Raw genomic sequence first — 19,750 nt, 5'->3', positions numbered from 1 at the left:
TTATTGCTCCGGTGCTGTTAGGGCGATAGCTTCTTCGTCTGATATAATAGATGGTGATACTATACTCGTCTTTATAGGTTGATCGTAATTTCCCGGAAGCGTGCCGGAACCCAACACCAGGTTAGTAAAGTTGCTAAAGTCTTTACTAAAAGAGTTAGAAGCAACCTGCTCCCCATTGATGAAAATCCTGTATGAGTCCCGACTTTTTATAAACATCACCCTGTTTTTGCTTAGCATTTTATTTTTGTGGAAAGTCAAATAACTAACCCCGGTTGAATCTCTAGCAGAAAGAGCCATAACATCGTTCAATGAATTGCGGTAAAACCGTATTTCACCATTTGAATTGCCAGAATTTACAGACCAGACTGTTTTTATTTCATTTCCAGTCTCTCTGTAAAAGAACTCTATGTATGCTGTAAATCTCTCAGAACTTAAACTAATCGGTGTACTAGCAGCAGCCGGCCCCCTCGCCATCTGACTACCGCCTGTAAGCTGGTACGGTGTCGGGTAGCCTTGTTCTAGTTGTGCGCCTATGATGTAAGCATCAGTTATAAGCTGGCTTCCGAAGTTTGAAATAACCGAGTAGTTTTTACCTGACCCGTCTGAATTTATCAGTCCTTGCGATAGTCTATACCACCTACCAACTGGTAGCTCGTTGCCTTCAACATCAAATTGGCCTGTTGTGTTTGCATAAACGTAAAGCGTAGGCGTGTAATCAGCCGCCGGTAGAGTTAAATATCTTCTTAGCTGTGAGCCTGCGACCGCGGTCCATCTCTGCGCCGGATATGGCTGACCCGTTGATTTGTTGATTATATGCGAGTCTATTGTGTCGTTTGGGTCTATCGAGCCTCCACTGGCAGCCGCCCAATAAACGTCAAAAACTAAAGACTGCTCAAACAAATTCGTCGTACCCGGCGCAGTCTGCAAACCCAAGCATTCGCCTGTCTCCGGGTCGTAAACAATCGGCGGCTGATTAACGCCTGCCGTTTGAATAGTACCGTCCGCAGCAACCCCGGTAATGCCATCTGGTGAAGTGTAAGTGATACCATCAGCGACGCTAGTTGCGACTTTCGACAGACCATTCGCTTTCACCACACGGTCTTCGGTGAACTTACCAAGGAATACCGCGTCGCGCTCTAGCTTGGCCATGGCCTTCTGTCGAAGTATTGCTAAGGAGTTGGATGAGATGGCTTGCTCGTTACTTTCACCTTTTTGTTTTACTGGCGCAAAGTCCTGTAATCGAACAGCATCATTGTCGTCCTCAGGAGCAGCCGTTCGAACAGTGCCTCCGCTGGAGCGCTTAACAAAGGAATCAGGCTCTGCCGATACACTTGCCGTATTGACCTGCTCCTCACCTATTTGGATGAGTCGACGAACATCATCGGCCAGCGTCTTAAACTCTCCCAATGACGGAGCTACTGTCGCACGTTGTCCGCTGATAGGTCCGAACTCCCAGTCATCGAACAGCTCGATGGTTTTTACGCCCGAATCAGTAACAAAGGTTCGTTTGATTTCCATGATGTGACTGGAGCCAACCATGATCCAGCTATTGGAGCGAATGGCTGCTATATCCTCGCCGCTTTGAACCGTGATTAAATTAGAGCCGTTAGTCGCTGTGACCGACGCTGCTGTCCAAAGAGTACTCATGCTTCCTCCGAAATGATTGATAAACGCTGGGTGTTGTCGTATGTGGGCACTGAGTGAATAACCTCTAGCCGGTACGTTCTGTTAGTTGCAGTCTGAAGTGTGTCAGTAAACGTGAACGAGCCGTTCAAGTTCCACTCCTCTCTGTATTTTATGGTGCCGCCATAAGCCATATGCGATCCTTGTACCGTGTGTGACGAGACCAGCACTTCGCCGCCTGATGTTTCTCTGTAAAGTTTGAGAGTTGCTGTAGGGTCGAAGCCGATTGGCTGTTCGCCGTTGGGAATGTCTCTGAAAGCAGATATAGCAATCGAGCTTTTTATTTCGATGATACCGCCGTTTGAGCCGAACGGGCCTAGCACGACGTCGACGGGTGAACCTATGGTTGAGTTTTGCATTGCGTTTTTCAGTGTGCCGGCAGTAATCGAGCCGCCGAAGTACTGGTCGCCGTCTTCGCTGAAATAAGCAAGCGCGTTGGCTTTGGTTAGGCCGTCAAACTTCACTAGCTTGTTGGTCTCGTCATAGGTAAAGTTATTTCGTGGGCCTTTCCATTCGAGAAGGTTGTTAGGCCCGAACGCGCTGGCTGTCTGTATGCTCATGTAGTTGCTGCCGACCAGCTCTATGCGGCCTGACTTAATGACTGGCGAGTTAAGCTCTGTGCCAGCAATAAAACGGTCACCTGCAATGGTGCCGGTGGCCACCATGCTACCGTTAATTTGCAAGGCGACTGGGTCCCACCCATTGTTTGCGGGGTTGCGTTGCCGCGCGTCAGAGTCTGACCCGTCAGTTAAGGTTTGCACGAAGATGTCACCCGGAATCGGGTTCCGCCCCACCAGCGCCTGAAAGCGCGAGTAACCCTGACTCCAGTTGATGGTGTCGTAGCGGCCTCCAAAAAAGCCAGGTCCGGTCGCGCCATCGCTTCCGGCGGGTCCTTGCGGTCCTTGTGGGCCCTGTGCTCCGTCCTCGCCTCTAAACCGTGACCAAGTGTAGTCGCTTGGGTTGCTGGACTCAGATGCCGTAGTTTTGTTTGTCGCAATACCGATATACTTCGTATTGCTGTTCGGCACCTGATACATACCAGAGCCGTTAGCGTTATCTGAATACGCAATCCACGTGTAGGTTGTCTGGCCATCTTCACCAGGCGGACCCTGAACACCATCCGTGCCATCCTCACCACGGAAACGTGACCACGTGTAATCCGATGGGTCGTTCGACTCCGTCGGGCTCGTCTTGTTGTAGGCCAAGCCCATGTAGGTCATGCCTGATGGACTGTTGCTTATGCCTTCACCGTTTGGTCCAGTCGCATATCGGATCCACGTATAGTAAACCTGACCGTCTTCACCCGGTGGCCCCTGTACACCTTGTGGCCCTCGTACCCCATCCTCACCACGGAAGCGTGACCAGGTGTAATCGCTCGGATTGCTGGACTCAGATGCTGTAGTTTTGTTTGTAGCAATACCGATGTACTTGGTATTGCTGTTCGGCACCTGATACATACCAGAGCCATCGGCATTGTCCGAATAAGCTATCCATGTGTACGTTGTCTGGCCGTCTTCACCAGGCGGACCCTGAACACCATCCGTGCCATCCTCACCACGGAAACGTGACCACGTGTAATCCGATGGGTCGTTCGACTCCGTCGGGCTCGTCTTGTTGTAGGCCAAGCCCATGTAAAATTTACCATCAGGCTGATTGCTGATCCCGTTTCCATTGATGTCATCGGCGTAACGTATCCAAGTGTAATAGACTTGGCCATCAGCGCCTGGCTCGCCAGGCACGCCCTGAGGGCCAGCTGGTCCTTCAGGACCTTGTGGTCCCGGTGGACCTTGCTCGCCGTCAAGGCCACGTATATCCTCTTCTCGTGTGACTGAGAACCCATCATCTAGCACGAGTCTGGCGCGCAAGTAAGCAACGCCCTCCTCGGTATCATAATGCAGTAGCATATTGCCTTGCGTGTCTTCCCACTGAAATACATCGCCTCGGAAGCTGATGGCATTCTCTGAGCCGCCAAAAGTGACGCCTGTTAATACAGCGCGTCCATCCTGGACTTGCTCAACGCCGAGGAACGCGTAAGCCTCGTATGCCTCAAGTGTTTCGTTGTAGCTCGCATTCAACTGCAATTGCGCTTCGGCAAACTCTTCCTGACTGCCTACGCGAGCACTCATTATTTGTAATGCACGTGCATAGCCATCGATCGTGGTTTCAGCTAACGCAAGGCGTTGCGCCTGCGCTTCAATCGCTTCGCCGTCTTGTTGAGTTACTGCCTGTAAGCTCTGTATGCTTTTAGCGAGCGAGCCCTCAGGGCCAGTAATAGCCTGAAGCTCTTCGATGGCCAGCGAGAACCGAATGTCTTTATCTAGCTGGTCAAAACGATATAGCCCGTAATCAACCGCTGATTGCAAGTCCTCGAGGATATTCGACTCTAACCCTTCGCGGTTTGATGATGTTGAAAGTGCCTGGCTTCGGATCCGGCCTTCTTGCGCATCAAGTTGATTTTCTACGGTAGTGAACTGTTGACTGATGGCCTCGCCATCCTCATTAAGACGCTGGTTCAGGCTCGTAACATAGCTGGTAAACGTACCCTCATAACCATCAATGAATAACGCCGCATCATTGGCCTTTTCAATGAGCCCATCGTCATTTATTTCCTCGTAAGTGACCTTCATCTTGGCGTAGGCATCAATACCGTCAAGCACGCTTTCAACGTTAGTGCGGGTTACGCCTTCCTGTGTCCAGGTTTCAACATCAACCTTATCTTCAACCTGTCCCGATAACGCATCAATGCGAGAGCTCGCGGTAACGACTTGCGCCTGAATGTTAGTTAAGTCTTGGAGTGCTGCGTCCGGCTTGCCAACACTCAACGACTTAAGCTCGAACGTGTCGGTATTATCCTGACCAAGAGTGACACGTACTGATTTGATATCACTGTGGTACGAGCTAAGTGCGGTAAAATCAACGATGCGAATAACGTCTGTATCGAGCACTTCAACTGGCTCTATAATTCCCGCGTAGGACTCAGTGGAATCATCTAGGAATGTCACTTCAACATTACCCAGCCAGTTTTCTCCGGCTGTACGTCTGACACTCATCCGGATCACCGAATATTCCTGGCCATTGTAGGCAAGGTCACTATTAACAATATCACCGGTCTCCAGCAGCACCCGGTTAACGCCTGGCGTTATGGTCCCGGTAACCGCTGTCCAGCCTTGTGCGCTGTCGAAAAAGTTAAATGCGTGTGCTGGTTCAAGCGCGGCAATAGAATCCGCCACGATAGCTGTGGCGCGCTGGTCTATAACACCAGGTAAGAGTTTGATTTCAGCACCAAGCTGTGTGACGCGCTCTTCGTTAAAGGTTAAGCGCTCAACAGTCGCGTTGATTTCACCGGCTACACCATCAAGACGTAGCTGTGCTTCTGAAAACCGGTTATCAGTGTACTCAAAAGCTCGGTTCGTAATAGTACCGGTAACCGGGTCCACATCAAGCACAGCGCCTATAAGTTGTTCTCCACGTTCAATGCGTCGACGTAACTCGTCCCGGGAAGCCGCTGCATCGATAATACTGCTCAGAACAGCAGCATCATTCCGTTCACGCTCGAACAGTTCATTACTGAACCGAACGCTGATTTCCTGCGCATTGTCGTTAACCAGCTGTTGAAGGTTAGCGAATTCATTATCGACAAATGATTGAAAGTTGCTATCAACGGAGTCAAGCCGGTTAGTGTAGGTCTCAATAATCGGATCGACCTGCGACGTGTCTTTGGTCGTTGTAATCGTCTCGTGCCGCATGGCCGAACGGCCCAATATGTTAACCGTGCGTGCGTAAACGTTGTGCTCGGTATCTGGCGTTAACCCGGGTATGACTATGCTCGCGCCACGCCCGATGATTTTGTCCGGCGTGCCATACGCAAACTCGAACATGGTGCCCAGTCCAATGCCGGCCAACGTCGGTGCCAGCGTGATTTCCCAGTTGCCGGCAGTTGCACCTAAGCTCGTTGGCGGCGATGGCTCATTCAACGTCAGCGATATGGTTGCGGGGACCGATGTGCGCTCATAGCGGTTGCGGGCGTAAACTTCAATACTGTACTGACCAGCATCGAGGCCGTTGATGTCCTGCTTAAGCTGTACTCCGCTACGGGCAATAACGGGGTATTCGACAATATCGTCACCGTCTTTGCGCACAAGCACACGATATTCAGTTACAGCACGTGGGGTTGGATGTGACCAGGTGACATAACCCTGACGATGAGTTGATACCGAATCAACCTCAAAGGATACCGACTCGGGTGCGTCCGGGCGCGTGAAGTCGGGTAGTTCAGTGTTAGGGGTGACATCGCCCTCAGATGGCACCAGACTATCGCTGTATAATTCTGGGGACTCTTCCTCAAGTACGAGCTTCGTTTTCTTCGTCTTAAAATCAAACTGCCAGTCCTGAACGATGAACTCTTTATCGATACCCTCGTTCGGCAAATCCACCCGAACCGTTGTGCCGGCCAGTGCCAATAGCCCCTTCGACTTGCATGGAAACTCAAGTCGCATACCGGCGCGATTGCGTTCCAAGTGATACTTCATCAGGCGCTGAGCCATTGTGGAGGAGTTCGTAAAGTTCAGCTGAAGGTCGTCTTCGAGCTCCATGCCATCACGATCCACGTAAATGCTGTTCGTGACGACTGGCGCATCGGTCGGCTGATAGCCTTTTTTTGGATCTTGAAACGACGCACGCACCAGGTTACAACGGTCTTTTAATTCACGATGCGGAGTTATCGTGATTTCATCTGCGGCATCGGTATCAGTCAATGTGATTTCAGCCATGCCGTGATAGCTTGCCGTTTGCAAATACATTTTACCGCCACGGCGATAAGGCTTTCCGCCGCATGAGCTCATGATTCGCTCAAGCACTCGTGATGGTGACTGGTCAAACGTCCATGAGCCGTTGCACGTGAAACGCTTCTCAGATTTTTGCTGATTATTACTATCGTTGTAGCTAACCATCTCATCACAGATATTGGCTTGGTCCATGATGTGAGCAAGGTCAAACTTATTCAGTCCAAGCTGCTTGTAGCCGTGAAAACGCTGGTAATCAAGAGCGCAAAGTATGCTGTTATCAGACCATTCCCACGTCGCTTCGTCATTGGCGCGGTGAGGGCCATCGCCACCGACTGTTGTGTCTTTGCGCGGGTCGTAAATGCGCTTGCCTTTTACTTTGAAGGTTACGTTCTGCAGGCCAGAGGGCATTTCTTCCGGATCAATAGGAATTGTGACAACCGCATAAGACACACCAAAGCCGATATGCTCATTAGTCCAGCCATCACAGTATTGTAATGCCGTCTGGCTGACCGTCGTCTGATCACCTTTAAAAATTTGGTAAGTGGTTCCAGAAGGCTTAGGCTTGCCGTTTACCTCATAAAGTTCGGCGGACTCGATGTTATGACCGGCTAAGGTGATCACGACAACATGAGCTTCTTTCTCGCCCATTTTACGTTTGCCGTAGCCAACGATTGAGCCGGAGACTACCGTTTTACCGTAAATACCACGGCGGGGCTGGAGCGGCTCGGTGGTTAACGTTTGTGCCTCACGAGATGATTCATCAACGCCCGGCATATCGGGTTTAAGGGAGCTTTGCAAAGCAGCCATCCCAATTCCAACTGCAACCCCAACAATGACTGAGCTGGCCGCGACCCCAGCAGCGATACCCGCGGCAACTGCGGCAATAGCTGGTGGCATTAGCTATGACTCCATGATTTTATGACAGACTCAAGCGGCATACCTTGCAGGCCCTTCTCCGTTAATACCCAAGGCTTGTGATAAAACACACCGGCTACCTGTTGGCCATCCGATTCAACAGCAACAATTGCGCCGCGCATCAATTTGCCGTCCGGCTCGCCGAGGCGCTGAGTCAAAAGCTCAACGACACTGTTGGCACCGATATTTTTCATAATGCGTCGGGCGCCGAGGGCTGTTTTGTAGCGACCTCTTACGTCCTCTGCTACATCCTCCCCGCCCATGGCAATAATGGCGTCAGCAGCAAACAAACAGCAGTCGTTTTCGCCCCATTGAAACGGTTCACTGCGCTTAGAAAGTAAGAATTCAGCCAGCTGGGTTGGCCAGTCATTTGAACGTTTCATCGTTGTTGTAGGTTCCTTCTAACTCGAGGTACGCCACCACCGCCACCAGGACCGCCAACGCTTTGTCCTGGAACATCGCTATCAATGCCCTTGGCGAGCTTCTCTACTTGGTTAAAGAACTTATCGCCCGGGTGCCTGGCTTGTTGCGCTTCGTCGGTCATGCGGAAGTTTTGAACGGGATTGCTCCACCGCTCATACCAATCCGTCAACTTAAGAGTGATCACAAACGGGCGCCCTTTCTTGACTGAAACCGCACCAATGTCGCCATCAAATAACAAAGCCCCTTCGGTAACCCGACGGTTCTCATCAAGTCCAACCAAGTGCAATCGTGCAACGCCATTGGTTGGGTCTTCTTGAACCGTGTCCGCAAACAGCGTGATATCATCGACTACCAAAGAAACGTCAAAGCCACGGCTACTGCGACCGCCGCTCTCTTTGAACTGACCTATCTTGGCCATTTCGCCCACGCCTTTATAAACCTGTCCCTGGTACGTTCTGTCGCCTACCCCTGTGTGTGCCCGAACCCAGCCTGACGGAAACTGAAGCTCCCCAAACACCAATAGCCGCTTAGGGTCATAACTGGAAAGCATTTGCTGAATAGACGCATCGCTAAACCTCACTGAGCGCCTCCACAAACTCTAACTGAACGTTCCGAACACCCGCCTTACTGCCGGACCAGTCGGGTATTTGACTGGGATTGGCTAGGCGGAATAAACCTTTAGGCATGTTGCTGATAATGAAGTCGCCATCGTTAGGAATGGTCTTTATCTCGGGCTGGAATTGCAGCCGAACGCGGCCCGTGCTGTCGGTCACTGCGTCTTCGGTTAATTCGTGGAGTCGGTTGTTTAACTGGAATCGGTCACCGCGCTTAGCAACCGTTTGAGACGCTGCAAATCCCCGGGCATTGAGTACGACACCATACTCATCCACACCATCAACCACAGGCGTGCCATTCCAGGAGCCCTCATTACTGTGTGCGGTGTCATGAATGAACAATGTGCCAACTTGGCCACGCAGTGCCGTTAACGCGCCACGCAGTTCTCGCGCTTCAGCTTTGGTCAGGAATGAGAACGCTAGGCGCGCCTGCCACATATCGCCAGGCTCTTCCCAAACTTCTTCAACCTGGTTATAGGGCGAGCGGACAAGGCGAGTCGCCGGCTGAACTTTAAAGCCAGAGCGTGTTCTCGGTATGTCGGGAAAATTTGCGGGCATTCAGCCAATCCGTAGTTAAACGACAATGGCTGGATTGTGGGAAGTTTATGCTTGGGTGACTACCCGTGTTTTGTTCCACGGGCAGCAAGTTTACATGTCGATACCGTATGGAATACGTAATCCCGCTAGCGGTGTATTCAGTAGTAAACTCTTTAATGTGTTTGTTGCTGACGCTATTGCAACAGGTCTGAAACGAGCTTCGTTTTCCTCAAAAAAACGACTCAACTCACTTTCGTCTACTTTTGAGTAATTTTTCGGAACACTATACACGTGATCAAAAACCACGCTGGCTTCAAATATCTGTTCAAGCTGAGTTTCAGCTTCATCGTTAGGGGCCGACTCAACATCTCCTATTAAACCTTTAACTCTTGCTTCCCAACCGACCAATAAAACACATTCATCTTTTTGTGTTATAAAGTCAAAGTTCGATATACTCAGCCCCAAGTCGAGACTCATTGAGGTATTTTCGGAATGAGACTCAACAGTTTCTCTATCGTATTCAAATGCCGATTTGTTCACAAACATGTATGTATGTTTGAAGTCAGATATTTTTAAAGGACTTTTAGTTCCGGCTTTTGACTTTTCCATCCCGATCCACCTTGATCTGAAGTTAGCTTTTTGGGTTCGATCACCCTGTTCTCAACTTGCGACCGCTTTTCGGTGTCGAAGTTATATATGTGATTAAATACATGGCTTTTGTGAACTCCGTCATGTTTCACATAATCTGAACAGGCGCGTACTACATATTCATTGATACTAACGTCTTTCGCCCGAGCCTTGATTGCCACTTCTCTATGCAGCTCTTTCCCAAGCCGAATATTTAATGTACCCGAGAATGGTTTATCGGGGTCTTTGCCGACCTCGTTGCAGAACTCCAAATAGTCATCAACCGCTTTATGAAAGTTCTCACGCAACTCAGGAAAGGTCTCACCGAAATATACAATTTTGTCACGTACATGGAGTACGCTACCAGCCAAGCACTCGTCTTCTACAGACGTTTCTGCGGTGCCATAGTAGCCTTTATATTCGAGCAAGCTCATTATGAAATATCCTTTATTTCGAGTTCTTCCAGAAGGTCAACAACTTGGTTTATGAAATACCTTTTACAGTCTTTTTTCGGGTGAGGATCAGCTAAAATAATCACCGCATCGTATCCTGGGTGATATGCCTTACCGTGATTTCCTCCACCGTAAACCTTAAAACCAACAGACTCTAAGACCGAAACGACATCCTTGAATTTCATCGTTTTGGGGCGCTCGAGCAGTTTATCGAGCTTTTTCTGTTTAGCGGACATTAGTATTTACCATGCAATCCAAGTTTGCAACTAAAAAGTAGTACCACGCATTGCGCGATGTGTATTCCTTACGTTACATGGTTGTTGGGGATTGCACAAGAAGCCCTTAACCCGAAGCCTTCAGCCGCTGGTAAAGCGGGCCGCCGCTGGCGAAGTCGTCATGGATACGTTGCATCAAATGTTCATTAGCTCGATCCACTGCTTCCTCTACACCCTCATTATCATCACCGTTACCAGTTGCCCCTTTTGATTCGACATTTATCGTCTGGTTAATGGTAATGCTGGGCTTCCTATCGCCTCCAATACCTCCACCCTGGGCTCGCTGACTACGCACCGCATTAACGACCTTTTCAAAGTTCTCGCGCTGCTGTGGGTTGAGGACCATCTCGTTACGCTTGAGCAGGTAGGTACCCTCGTTGCCCATTGGGACGCGCGATAACCCATCGTGCGCCTGACCCTGGAGTTGGCCACCACCGCCCATTGATGTGCCTTTGATGGTACTCACAATGCTTGCTGTCTGGCTGGCTACCGTTGCCATTGCCGCCAAGTTCATGGGAAATGGTTGGTTGGCCGCCTGAGCGATACCTGATTGAATAGCCACGATGGACTGAGCTATAGAGAACGCTTTGCTCGCCGCAAACATAGTTTTGTATATTCCGCTCTGCTCGCCAGCGAATGCTTTGGCCATGCCGGCCATGCCATCAAAGAGCTGTTGGCCATTAGTAAGGCTGTTCATTAACTGCTGTTTCTGCAGAGCTTCGCGCTTATTCTCATACTGGGCAATCACCCGGGTTTTCATTGCCTCGGCTTCACCCAAGAGCATGACTTCCTGTTGCGCATATTGGTCGATGATTTCTAATCGAGCGTCTTTCTCTGCCTTCAACTTATCGAGCGGCGTTGATTCCTCATTGTTGAGGTCGCTCTGTAGCTGACCAAACTGCTCTCGCGTATCCGCCCTGCTCTCTGCCTGCTGGTATTGTCCCCATGCCTGGTCGAATTGGCTACGCTGTTCTTTGTTCAAATCGCCGTAGCCCGCCTTTTGCTTAAACCGGTGCTCCTCACGTTCTTCCGGCGTCATGCTGGCCATCTCTGACATATTATTCAGCTCATCAATGACGCCCTCAAAGTTAGCTTCTGCCTTAAGCGTTCGGACACGATCGATTAAATCATCCAGGTGGCTCACCTGCGCGTCTGTGAGGTTAGCGCCAGCACTTTGGAGGATGTTCCAGCGCTCCCACTCATCGTTCGTGTACTGGAGTTCAATAACGGTTTTAGCCAGCTTATCAATGGTCTTTTCAAAGCCGCTGTTGAGATTACTCATATCCACGCCATTGGCGTTTTGATTCATCGTTTTTAGCGACTCACCGGCGCTAGCAGAGCGGTTCTTGAGTTCAAGCAAACGACTGACGACGTCTTGGATAGCGGCTTCTACCCCTTTTTGCTCGACCTGGTTTAATTCCAACTCCTGCGTTAACCTCGCAATTTCCTGTTGTATGGCCGTGAATTGGCTGGCGCCCAGTTGAACAAATGGATCCTCTAAGTCCTGACGCAAATCAGCAATTTTTGAGCGCAACTGGTTGGCGTCCTCCATGAGGTTGCCCATCCGCCCGGCTAGCTCCTCTTGTCTATTCCGTGCTTGTGCTGCCGTTAAGCCATCGAAGCCCTCTGTTAACTGCTTTAGTTTTGGCACCAGGTCATCAATTTTATCTTCAGTCGTCTCCGCACTCGATACAAATTCATACAGAGAAAAGGCAGCCATCGCAGTGACGCCAACAGGCCCACCAAGTAGCGACATACCTCGAGAGGCAAATCGTGCGGCAGTACCAACGGCTCGAAGTTTCACCGCAGCGGAGCCCGCAATGCCATTCATCCGCATATAGCGCCCAATGACTTGCTGTTGGTATGCGGCATGGAGAATAAACGCCTGGCTGGCGCTTCCTACTGAGGCAACCATACGTGAGGCATAGACAGCGGCTATTGCCTTGGCCACGTTAATTATTTTGTCGCCGTTCTCATCGACAAACTCTGTCAGGCCGGCTAACGCATTGGTCGCAACATCAACCCCATCAGCTATGGTCTCACCGAGTCCGGCATCGTTCATACGCTTAACGGTAGCAGTCCACTGATTGTTTAAGTCCGCCAGGGCATCATTAACACCGTCTAACTGGCTTTCCATATAACCGCCAAATTCATTCTCGCCCAATGAGCGCAAGTATTCTTCAATGTCCTGGGCGCTGTTCCCGATAACCTCAGTAGTACCCCGGAAGCTAACAGCTACCTTATCGCCCTCTTTGCGGGCTTTGATACCGAACTCGTTAAGGCGCTCATATTGCCCCATAGTGGCATCAGCAACCGCCTCTACAAACTGCTCGAGGCTTTTACCGGTAGCACCCGCGGTATTCATATAGCTTAGAATGGCATCCTCTGACGGGTTCAGACCGACATTGCGCAACTGAACAAACGCCCGAGTTACTTCCTGGACGTTCGCACCAATGTCAGAGGCAAACTTTGTTAGCTGGTCAAATTTGCGGTTGCCGGCTTCCATGCTCCCCATAGCCACAGCCAGCTGTGAGGATAACCGTTCCACCTCCTTGGTCGTATCAAAGATTGCCCGAGCAGTGGTAGCGGCCCCATAAGCGCCAGCTAAGGTGCCTGCCACGTTAACAGCGGTAGTCTTGAATTTGTCGAGTTCGGCTCTACCCTCACGGGTGGCCTTTTTAAGATCACGGTTGTTACCGGTAAAGAGTACGGACAATCGCATCGGCATGTTATTTCTCCAGGCGGCTATTGAGCTCTCGGGTTACGCACTTTGTTAAAAACCGTAGGTGCTTGTATTGCTCTGGGGTATATTCTCTTGCTGACATTTGTACGTCAGCCTGAATGGACGCAATATCGATACCGGTACAAACGCCCTGAACATATTCAAACTGATCGTCAATAGCCAGAAACCACTGCAATACCGGCCAGTTTTCCTCAATGACAATACAGTCTTCTTCAGCGGTGTTTGCTTTTAGGTAGTTCTCGATATCTTCATCAGTCGCGCCAAAAGCCCGCATTTCTGCTGTCAGCTCCTGGCGCTCCTTTTCATTAACGGTGGGACCATGCGCCCAGTAGTGGGCCACCGCTTCTAGTTTTTTGCCGGGGTATACCCAAACATCAACTCATTGTAGGAACGCAATAAGGCAGTTCGTACAAAGGTGTACTGGCACAAGTCCTCGAGCGCGTCTTCGCTGAATGCCACGTCATTGCCGTTGTCATCAACAACACCGTCCCAGCCCACAACAACCGTTTTTAACAACGCCAGGTCATCTGTGCGCCCTTCTGTTCGCTCACGATACTCATCATGCTTCATGACTTCGAACTTAGCGGTAAACTCCTGCGGCTTTTTCTGACCTGGTACCGACACTGACACCGTGGCATCAGACTTGATGGGATGTTTTGCTATTTTAAAGGCCATTATTTAACTCCTTACTTAGTTTCGATGACCGGGTCATCAATAAAACGAAACGGCATACTGATGGTCAGCTTGCCCTCGCGGTCGCCATAGGTAGGCTTACCCAGCTGAATTGCGCTTGATGTGATAGACACAATGTTGCCCGCCACTAAACCGTGGGTGATGGATAGCGGCATTTGTGCGTTCGATGTCGCAATTGAGAACGGGTCAAAGTCGCTCAATGCCGGCGCTTCAATTACCATGGTGCCGTCAGGCTTCCAATCGGTGATATCGATTTCTTCATCGACAGTGTTTTCCGAGTAGCTGACTTCTGCATTCTCTTCGTACTCGAATTCGAACATTGGATATTCGGTGCCATCGAGCATGAATGTCGTGTTCTCATGACCTACCTTCAGCGGAGTTTCAAAGCCAGAAAAGTCCGGAGTAGCCGGCATTCCCTGTTCGACAACACCGCCGTACAGGCCGGTAATTTCGAACGTAAAGGTAGGAAGCTCACCGACTTTCAAAGATGCGCCAGAGGTTGCGCGAGCGCCCGTGAGCTTATGAAGCGAGCCATCATTAAAGTAGTAAAACGTAGCATCGGGCTCTGAGTTGTCAGTAATACGGTTGTACTTAACTTCGGTGGTGCCAACTTCCACGCTACGCCCAGCACACTGCAGGATAGACTGGTACTTAACCGGAGTAATTGCATCACCCGAGCCAGCAGCTTCTACACTTCCGCTGAGCTTCACATGGATACCCGACATGATCATCGGTTTGCCACCCGATTTACCGTCATCCAGCTCACGCTCAATTTCCTCACCCTCGAGCGGAGTGATTTCTAAACCGGTCGTTTGGATCGCTTGCCCTGGTGTACCACCATCCAGCAAATCTGTGCCGTAAGGATTCGTACCATCGTTGGCCAAGCCGACAATTAACTTTTTCTTGGTTCTGCGGCTCATTTCTCAGCGTCCTCTTTTTCTTTGATGTGCTCCACCGACAGACGTGCGTCGGCATCGATTTGCGCAAGCTTGGCAGCCGAAAGCTGCTTAAATTCGTTCTTGCCTTTTTTGAAGTCAATGCCAGCGCGACGGCATTTATTCTCGGCGGTCACAATGATCATGATTGCCCCTCGTACAATGTTTCCGTGACGTACTCTTCCATCCAGAAAACGCCACCCCGTTTAAATTCCAGTAAGTTGCCTTCAACCAGCATGATGGGCTCGTAATTCGCATCAGGCGTCCAGCCCATCAGGGCGCCGCGTATCTGCTGTTTCATAAACTCAAGGCGTTTGGTCACACCCTTGCCCATCCGATCGTTAACCGCTCGGCAGACAATCAAAATGCCAAAGCGAGGCCGCATGAGCTGACTGAACCGGCCGGTTGTGCGCTCGTTAGGGTCAGCGCCATCGGACACAGGAACCACAAACGCGGCGTCTTTCTTTACCGTATTGGCATCAACAATCGTCTGTGGGTCGATGACCTGGTCTACACCACTGAACAGTGCCTTACCCTCAAACTGTATGGCTTCCAGTCGCTGTTCAATCTGCTCAAGTAGCATTACCTTCGGCTCCTAATTCCCGCATGTACTGACCGAACACCCGTACAATCTTGCGTTGCTGTGGTTGCTCGATTCCCAGAAACGGACGGGCTTCGATATTCATCTTTCGCGTATGGCTTTTAACCGTCTGGTAAACACCGGTTTTCAGCTTGCGACCAAAGGCCTGATTTATCAGGCGTGTATGCGTTGGTACCGTTACTGCTTTATCAACACCGTCCTGATGCGCTGGACCATAGCCCACATTGGTACCGACCTCGGTACTGTCGCTCGTCGCCCGCATCGTTAAACTGCCTTGTAGGCGGCGAGTATCACGAAGCGGTTGGCCGCCACGTTGTACCGGTTTCCAAGGATTGCCGCGCGGAGAGCGCCCGCGCCTAAAGCCCATTTCAAAGTCAGTTTTTAAGGTGCTACCGACGCGGCGAAAAAAGACCTTCCGCTGGTCGCTACCAAGCCGGTCAAGAGCCTGCCTTATTCGCAGCAGTTCTTGTTCGTTAAACTTGGTCTGAACCTTCATTTAAAAATCATCCAGGCTGGTGCGCGTGAACGTGCGGTTGCCGGCATTGGTCGAAGTCGTCGCATAAAACACTTCTTCCTGATTCTCAATACCCAGGGACACATCGCCTTTAACCACTTTCTTGAGCCACGCAATAGCGTCCTCATACCGCTTGCGTACTTCTTCACTGACCGCATCGTCCCAAAGGCGAAAGCGGGTGATGTCGCAACAGATGGTTTTTAAATAAGGATTCGGGTCGGTTAGCGGTAACGAGTAAACCGAGCCAAGATAGGTATTCATTTCGGCAGAAGCATCATTCAGCGCTGATTCCACCTTGCTCTTCTGGTCAACGGTACCGGTATCAGAAGGAGCCAGTTGCTCCAGCTCCTCCTGACCAAACCGCATTTGCATATCGGTTACTTGTGCGTACATCGCTATTCGCTTGCCTCAAGCTCTTCAATGGCTTTAACCAAATCTGCTTTTCTCATACCGTCGGCACCTTCAACGCCTTTGGCAGTCGCAATGGTTTTCAGCTCATCGACTTTAAGGTCGCTTAGCGAGCGCTGCTGTTGCTCTTGTTGTTTTACAGCACCCGCCTCGCGTAACTGCTCAGCGATGGTTGCACTAACCGATACTGGCTCGCCGGTCACAGGTACCAGCTTGCCGTTAATTCGTGCCGGCATAGTCAGCACGATGTTTTCTTTGCTATCACTCATAATCATCTCCGGTTAAGGTGAGTGAACGGTGCCGTTAAAGCACCGAGTTGAAGTAATAGCCGGCTTCTTTGGCCACCAACACTTCTTTGACCGACTCACCGACACGAACCCGGACACCACCGCGTAAACCGATGTCGCTGTCTTCACGCGTCATGGCAACACGCTCACCATGCTCGGCAGTGAGTGAGAACGTCACATCGTCACGCAGTGCGGCGATTGGGTTGATGTATAGGAATGACGCACCGCCTGACCACAAGCGCGACAGGCTCATATCCTGCCCCTTATTGGCGGTGTTGTAGCGGCTCGCTCCTACCCAGATGTTCTGAATTCCGAACAGCTGACGGATGAAGTCCCACGGCACCATGCCCACATCACCGGTCGAGCCGTTAAAGGCTTTAACCAGGCTTGCGTTACGACGCATGGCAGTCGCTTCCTTCTGACCGAGCACCAGCGTGTTAGGACGCACCAAAGGCGTATCTAGCGCATCACTGATTTGCTCAATCAGGTTAGAGCCCGCATCATTCCACTTGTCGGTACCGCTAAGGGTTTCGGTGTGGTTATAGTTGCTGGCATTCATCACCATGTCGGCGACACGCTTCTCACGACTTAGCGCAATAAGCTCGGACAGCTTCATCGTGGCACGGCCCTGCGGGTCAATCGCTGGGTTGTTGCGCGCTTCTTCGATGTCTGCGTTAGGGATTGGGTCTTCCAAACCCCAGTCGACAACTGAGTCGGTGTGCTCGGTCGCGCTGAACTCAACTTCGTTCGGACGTGACTTACGGCCAACCAGCGTATTAGGGATAGTGAACGTGTCCTTAGCTTCGAACTCGGTCCACTTGAAGTTGGTCGCGCCAACCGGCGTACGAGGCGACACCTGGTCAGCGATGAATTGCGCATTTTTATAGCCCAGCGCAATTGCCGTCAGGTTGGGCTGTTGTACAAATGGTGTGCTCATGACTTAGCTACCCCTTAACCTTTCTGAATTTCGATACTGATGATGTCTCCAGCGACGTTAGCAGCCGTTAAAGCACGACCGATGGTTGAGTCGGTACCCGCTGCTGATGCAACCGCACGACCCTGGGCGTCAACGGTGACTGAGGCATTCTTTGCAACAGCAGCGCCTGCCTCTACCTCAACAATGCCCGAGAACGTCACATCGATACGTTGACCGATTGCGATATTCTGCGGCTCTTCATTGACGCCAATAAGTGGATCGCCAACATCCGTTGCGAGCGCAACTTCGTTATCGCCGGCGGCCAGTTTCACTACCCGATGTTTAGGAATGGCCGTGGCGGCGATAAACTGCTTGATTAAACCTGCGTTTTTCATCTGCGTTTACTCCGCGTTTTTAGTGAAATGACTAACCGCCTCGGCAATAGAGATATTGCGGCCGGCCTTGCGTTGCTCTTCCTGATACTCAACTGCTTTAGCAGCTAAGTTCTGAGCGGTTTGTGGCTCATCACCACCGGTTTCGTCACCGGAGTGCTCGTTGAAATCAACAACGGGCTTACGCTCTTCCAGTGACTTCAAATACTCATCCTGAGCATTCAATCCTTTTTGGTCTTCAGCTTCGCCAAAGTCGACCGTTTGGTCACCTAAGCGCTCGGCAAAGGCGATTACCTTGTCACGCTCTGCTGGCGCAACCTTGCCGTCTTTAACTAACGCATCTACCTTGGCAGTCAGCGCTTCTTTGCGACGCTTATTTTCAGCTTCAGTGAAGGAGGCAACCTTTGATTGCAGGCCCTTGTTCTCATCAGCTAGCTTTTGCTTGTCAGCTTCAAGCTGCGTGTTCTGGCTTTCCAGGTCGGTGACCTTGGCCAGTGCTTCTTCCAGTTTCATATCGTGCTCCGGGTCAGTTTCGCTTTCGCTAAAATCAGTCACCGGAGAGGTGTCTGCCTTACGGCGCTCTTCCGCTGACGTTCGTAATTCTTCAATGAGGTAATCTGGGAGGGTCTTATCCGCTTCGTCTTTGCTGAATTTGTCGATAATGAATTCACGCATTGACTTAAAAACTCGGGCGATAGCCGACATATCCATAGCCGTGCGCCAGTCTTCCTCGAACTCCACCACGCCCTCTTCTGACTCAGCGAAGTCGACAGGGGCAAGCCCTTTAATTGCTGGCGGCTGAGCGCCTAAAAAGCCTACGTGGCGCAGATAAAGGTTGCCCGGACTTGGGTTATTAGGCGCATCAGGAAGATAAAAGCTGGCGCTGACTTTCTTAAACGCACCCGACTTCACCATTTCGGCAAAGTCCTCGTTTACTTGGTCAGGGATTGCATCAAGGTTGCCCTCGGCAAACTCAACAGACTTAATCCAGCCATAGGCTGGGCCATTGTCTTTAGGGTGGCCAATAACGATCGGCGCTTCGTGAACGGATGGACTGTAGGACTCAGCCGAGCCCTGTAGCTTATCTTCGGAGAAGTCCAGGGTCGCTCCGTTTGAGCTGGTATGCGTCCCGGTTTTAAAAATGTTGATTCGTTTCATACACGGCAATCCTCTATGACTGCCGTGATTGTCAACCTAAGGGGGTTGGGTGACTACCCGTGTTTTATTCCACCTAAATAAATGTTGGCCCAACCCCCTGTGGGTGCGTTATTTCTCTGCCATCTGGTGTTCGGTAGGTCTGCCAATTAATATTTGGTGCGTCCGACACCTGTAACCCATAATCCTGTAAATCTTCCCATGACATCTGAATGACGCCACAACGACAGTTATAATCAAGGGGAGCTTTGTGCGTATCCCAGAATGAGTGGCCGACAGGCAGCACAATGCCATCAAGGCGCGCATGCTCTGGCCGTGTTCTGCTGTCATCGACCGCATCAAACATCAGGTATGGCATCGAACTCATGTTCTCCTCAATGGATTGCCACTGGCCTTTTGCATAGGCGCTTTGAAGGTTGGTTCGGAATATCGTTTCAAGGCGGCTGGCGCTGCCCAAACGCGCCTCGATAACCTGCCCGCTGTATGGTTCCAAAACATCACGTTTGCCCCACCAGCCGTGGCGCTGTAGCGCTGGTGCAATCTTATCAGCGAAGTCTTTGAAGGTTTCGCCTGAGTCAATAACCTTCGTTAGCTCTTTTTTCACAAAATCGAGCAAGTCGCCATTCATTAACTTGGCAACGGTAAAGGCCACATCATGCTCGTTACGCACCATCTCATCCCATCGGAATGAACGGCTAAGTCCTTTCTGCAGGAAGAACTCAAACGCTTCTTCCGCGGTCAGCTCAAATTGAGCGGCTGCTTCGTAGTAATTGACAATGCCTTTAATTTGCATAGT

Annotated in this window: 21 protein-coding genes; all 21 read right to left on the bottom strand. The window is 50.8% G+C overall.

Annotated elements, in window-relative coordinates; genetic code table 11:
- On the bottom strand, window positions 1–1,647 hold the full coding sequence (locus tag KZ771_RS04360; protein WP_290654492.1) for a hypothetical protein: 1,647 nt from the start codon (window positions 1,645–1,647) through the stop codon (window positions 1–3).
- Entirely contained in the window at window positions 1,644–7,364 is a 5,721-nt protein-coding gene (locus tag KZ771_RS04355; RefSeq protein ID WP_290654491.1) for a phage tail protein, read from the bottom strand. The genes KZ771_RS04360 and KZ771_RS04355 overlap by 4 nt, the downstream gene beginning before the upstream one ends.
- Window positions 7,364–7,765, bottom strand: coding sequence for a hypothetical protein (locus tag KZ771_RS04350; protein WP_290654490.1), 402 nt, complete (start codon window positions 7,763–7,765; stop codon window positions 7,364–7,366). The genes KZ771_RS04355 and KZ771_RS04350 overlap by 1 nt, the downstream gene beginning before the upstream one ends.
- Window positions 7,762–8,385: a hypothetical protein gene (locus tag KZ771_RS04345; RefSeq protein WP_290654489.1), complete on the bottom strand. Its 624-nt coding sequence runs from the start codon at window positions 8,383–8,385 to the stop codon at window positions 7,762–7,764. The genes KZ771_RS04350 and KZ771_RS04345 overlap by 4 nt, the downstream gene beginning before the upstream one ends.
- Window positions 8,375–8,977 (bottom strand): hypothetical protein, encoded by a 603-nt coding sequence (locus tag KZ771_RS04340; protein ID WP_290654488.1) that lies wholly within the window; start codon window positions 8,975–8,977, stop codon window positions 8,375–8,377. Before KZ771_RS04340 ends, KZ771_RS04345 begins: the two co-directional genes overlap by 11 nt.
- A gap of 90 nt (window positions 8,978–9,067) precedes the next feature.
- Window positions 9,068–9,565: a hypothetical protein gene (locus KZ771_RS04335; RefSeq protein WP_290654487.1), complete on the bottom strand. Its 498-nt coding sequence runs from the start codon at window positions 9,563–9,565 to the stop codon at window positions 9,068–9,070.
- Window positions 9,529–10,017 (bottom strand): type II toxin-antitoxin system HicB family antitoxin, encoded by a 489-nt coding sequence (locus KZ771_RS04330; RefSeq protein ID WP_290654486.1) that lies wholly within the window; start codon window positions 10,015–10,017, stop codon window positions 9,529–9,531. The genes KZ771_RS04335 and KZ771_RS04330 overlap by 37 nt, the downstream gene beginning before the upstream one ends.
- A complete protein-coding gene (locus KZ771_RS04325; RefSeq protein ID WP_290654485.1) occupies window positions 10,017–10,271 on the bottom strand; it encodes a type II toxin-antitoxin system HicA family toxin in 255 nt (84 codons plus the stop codon). The genes KZ771_RS04330 and KZ771_RS04325 overlap by 1 nt, the downstream gene beginning before the upstream one ends.
- Window positions 10,272–10,377: 106 nt before the next feature.
- Window positions 10,378–13,038, bottom strand: coding sequence for a hypothetical protein (locus tag KZ771_RS04320; RefSeq protein ID WP_290654484.1), 2,661 nt, complete (start codon window positions 13,036–13,038; stop codon window positions 10,378–10,380).
- A 1-nt stretch (window position 13,039) separates the two neighbouring features.
- The gene (locus KZ771_RS04315; RefSeq protein ID WP_290654483.1) at window positions 13,040–13,393 is read right to left on the bottom strand and encodes a hypothetical protein; all 354 of its coding nucleotides are present in this window, start codon (window positions 13,391–13,393) and stop codon (window positions 13,040–13,042) included.
- A 5-nt stretch (window positions 13,394–13,398) separates the two neighbouring features.
- On the bottom strand, window positions 13,399–13,728 hold the full coding sequence (locus KZ771_RS04310) for a hypothetical protein (protein ID WP_290654482.1): 330 nt from the start codon (window positions 13,726–13,728) through the stop codon (window positions 13,399–13,401).
- Between the two features lie 11 nt (window positions 13,729–13,739).
- Window positions 13,740–14,666 carry a phage tail tube protein gene (locus KZ771_RS04305; RefSeq protein WP_290654481.1) on the bottom strand — a complete coding sequence of 309 codons (927 nt, stop codon included), beginning with the start codon at window positions 14,664–14,666 and terminating at the stop codon, window positions 13,740–13,742.
- Window positions 14,663–14,827: an HI1506-related protein gene (locus KZ771_RS04300; RefSeq protein WP_290654480.1), complete on the bottom strand. Its 165-nt coding sequence runs from the start codon at window positions 14,825–14,827 to the stop codon at window positions 14,663–14,665. Before KZ771_RS04300 ends, KZ771_RS04305 begins: the two co-directional genes overlap by 4 nt.
- Window positions 14,824–15,264, bottom strand: coding sequence for a hypothetical protein (locus tag KZ771_RS04295; protein WP_290654479.1), 441 nt, complete (start codon window positions 15,262–15,264; stop codon window positions 14,824–14,826). The genes KZ771_RS04300 and KZ771_RS04295 overlap by 4 nt, the downstream gene beginning before the upstream one ends.
- Window positions 15,254–15,778, bottom strand: a complete 525-nt coding sequence (locus KZ771_RS04290; RefSeq protein WP_290654478.1) for a phage virion morphogenesis protein — start codon at window positions 15,776–15,778, stop codon at window positions 15,254–15,256. Before KZ771_RS04290 ends, KZ771_RS04295 begins: the two co-directional genes overlap by 11 nt.
- The gene (locus tag KZ771_RS04285) at window positions 15,779–16,189 is read right to left on the bottom strand and encodes a DUF1320 domain-containing protein (RefSeq protein ID WP_290654477.1); all 411 of its coding nucleotides are present in this window, start codon (window positions 16,187–16,189) and stop codon (window positions 15,779–15,781) included.
- 2 nt (window positions 16,190–16,191) lie between these two features.
- On the bottom strand, window positions 16,192–16,473 hold the full coding sequence (locus tag KZ771_RS04280) for a Rho termination factor N-terminal domain-containing protein (RefSeq protein WP_290654476.1): 282 nt from the start codon (window positions 16,471–16,473) through the stop codon (window positions 16,192–16,194).
- A 34-nt stretch (window positions 16,474–16,507) separates the two neighbouring features.
- Window positions 16,508–17,428, bottom strand: a complete 921-nt coding sequence (locus KZ771_RS04275) for a hypothetical protein (RefSeq protein WP_290654475.1) — start codon at window positions 17,426–17,428, stop codon at window positions 16,508–16,510.
- A gap of 14 nt (window positions 17,429–17,442) precedes the next feature.
- Window positions 17,443–17,802 carry a capsid cement protein gene (locus KZ771_RS04270; RefSeq protein ID WP_290654474.1) on the bottom strand — a complete coding sequence of 120 codons (360 nt, stop codon included), beginning with the start codon at window positions 17,800–17,802 and terminating at the stop codon, window positions 17,443–17,445.
- Between the two features lie 6 nt (window positions 17,803–17,808).
- On the bottom strand, window positions 17,809–18,957 hold the full coding sequence (locus tag KZ771_RS04265; protein WP_290654473.1) for a hypothetical protein: 1,149 nt from the start codon (window positions 18,955–18,957) through the stop codon (window positions 17,809–17,811).
- A gap of 73 nt (window positions 18,958–19,030) precedes the next feature.
- Window positions 19,031–19,747, bottom strand: a complete 717-nt coding sequence (locus KZ771_RS04260) for a phage minor head protein (RefSeq protein WP_290654472.1) — start codon at window positions 19,745–19,747, stop codon at window positions 19,031–19,033.
- Between the last annotated feature and the right edge of the window lie 3 nt (window positions 19,748–19,750).

Source organism: Idiomarina sp., assembly GCF_019431395.1.
GTDB lineage: Bacteria > Pseudomonadota > Gammaproteobacteria > Enterobacterales > Alteromonadaceae > Idiomarina.
The sequence above is the reverse complement of the archived record's forward strand: the minus strand, read 5'-3'. Positions and strand labels throughout refer to the sequence as shown.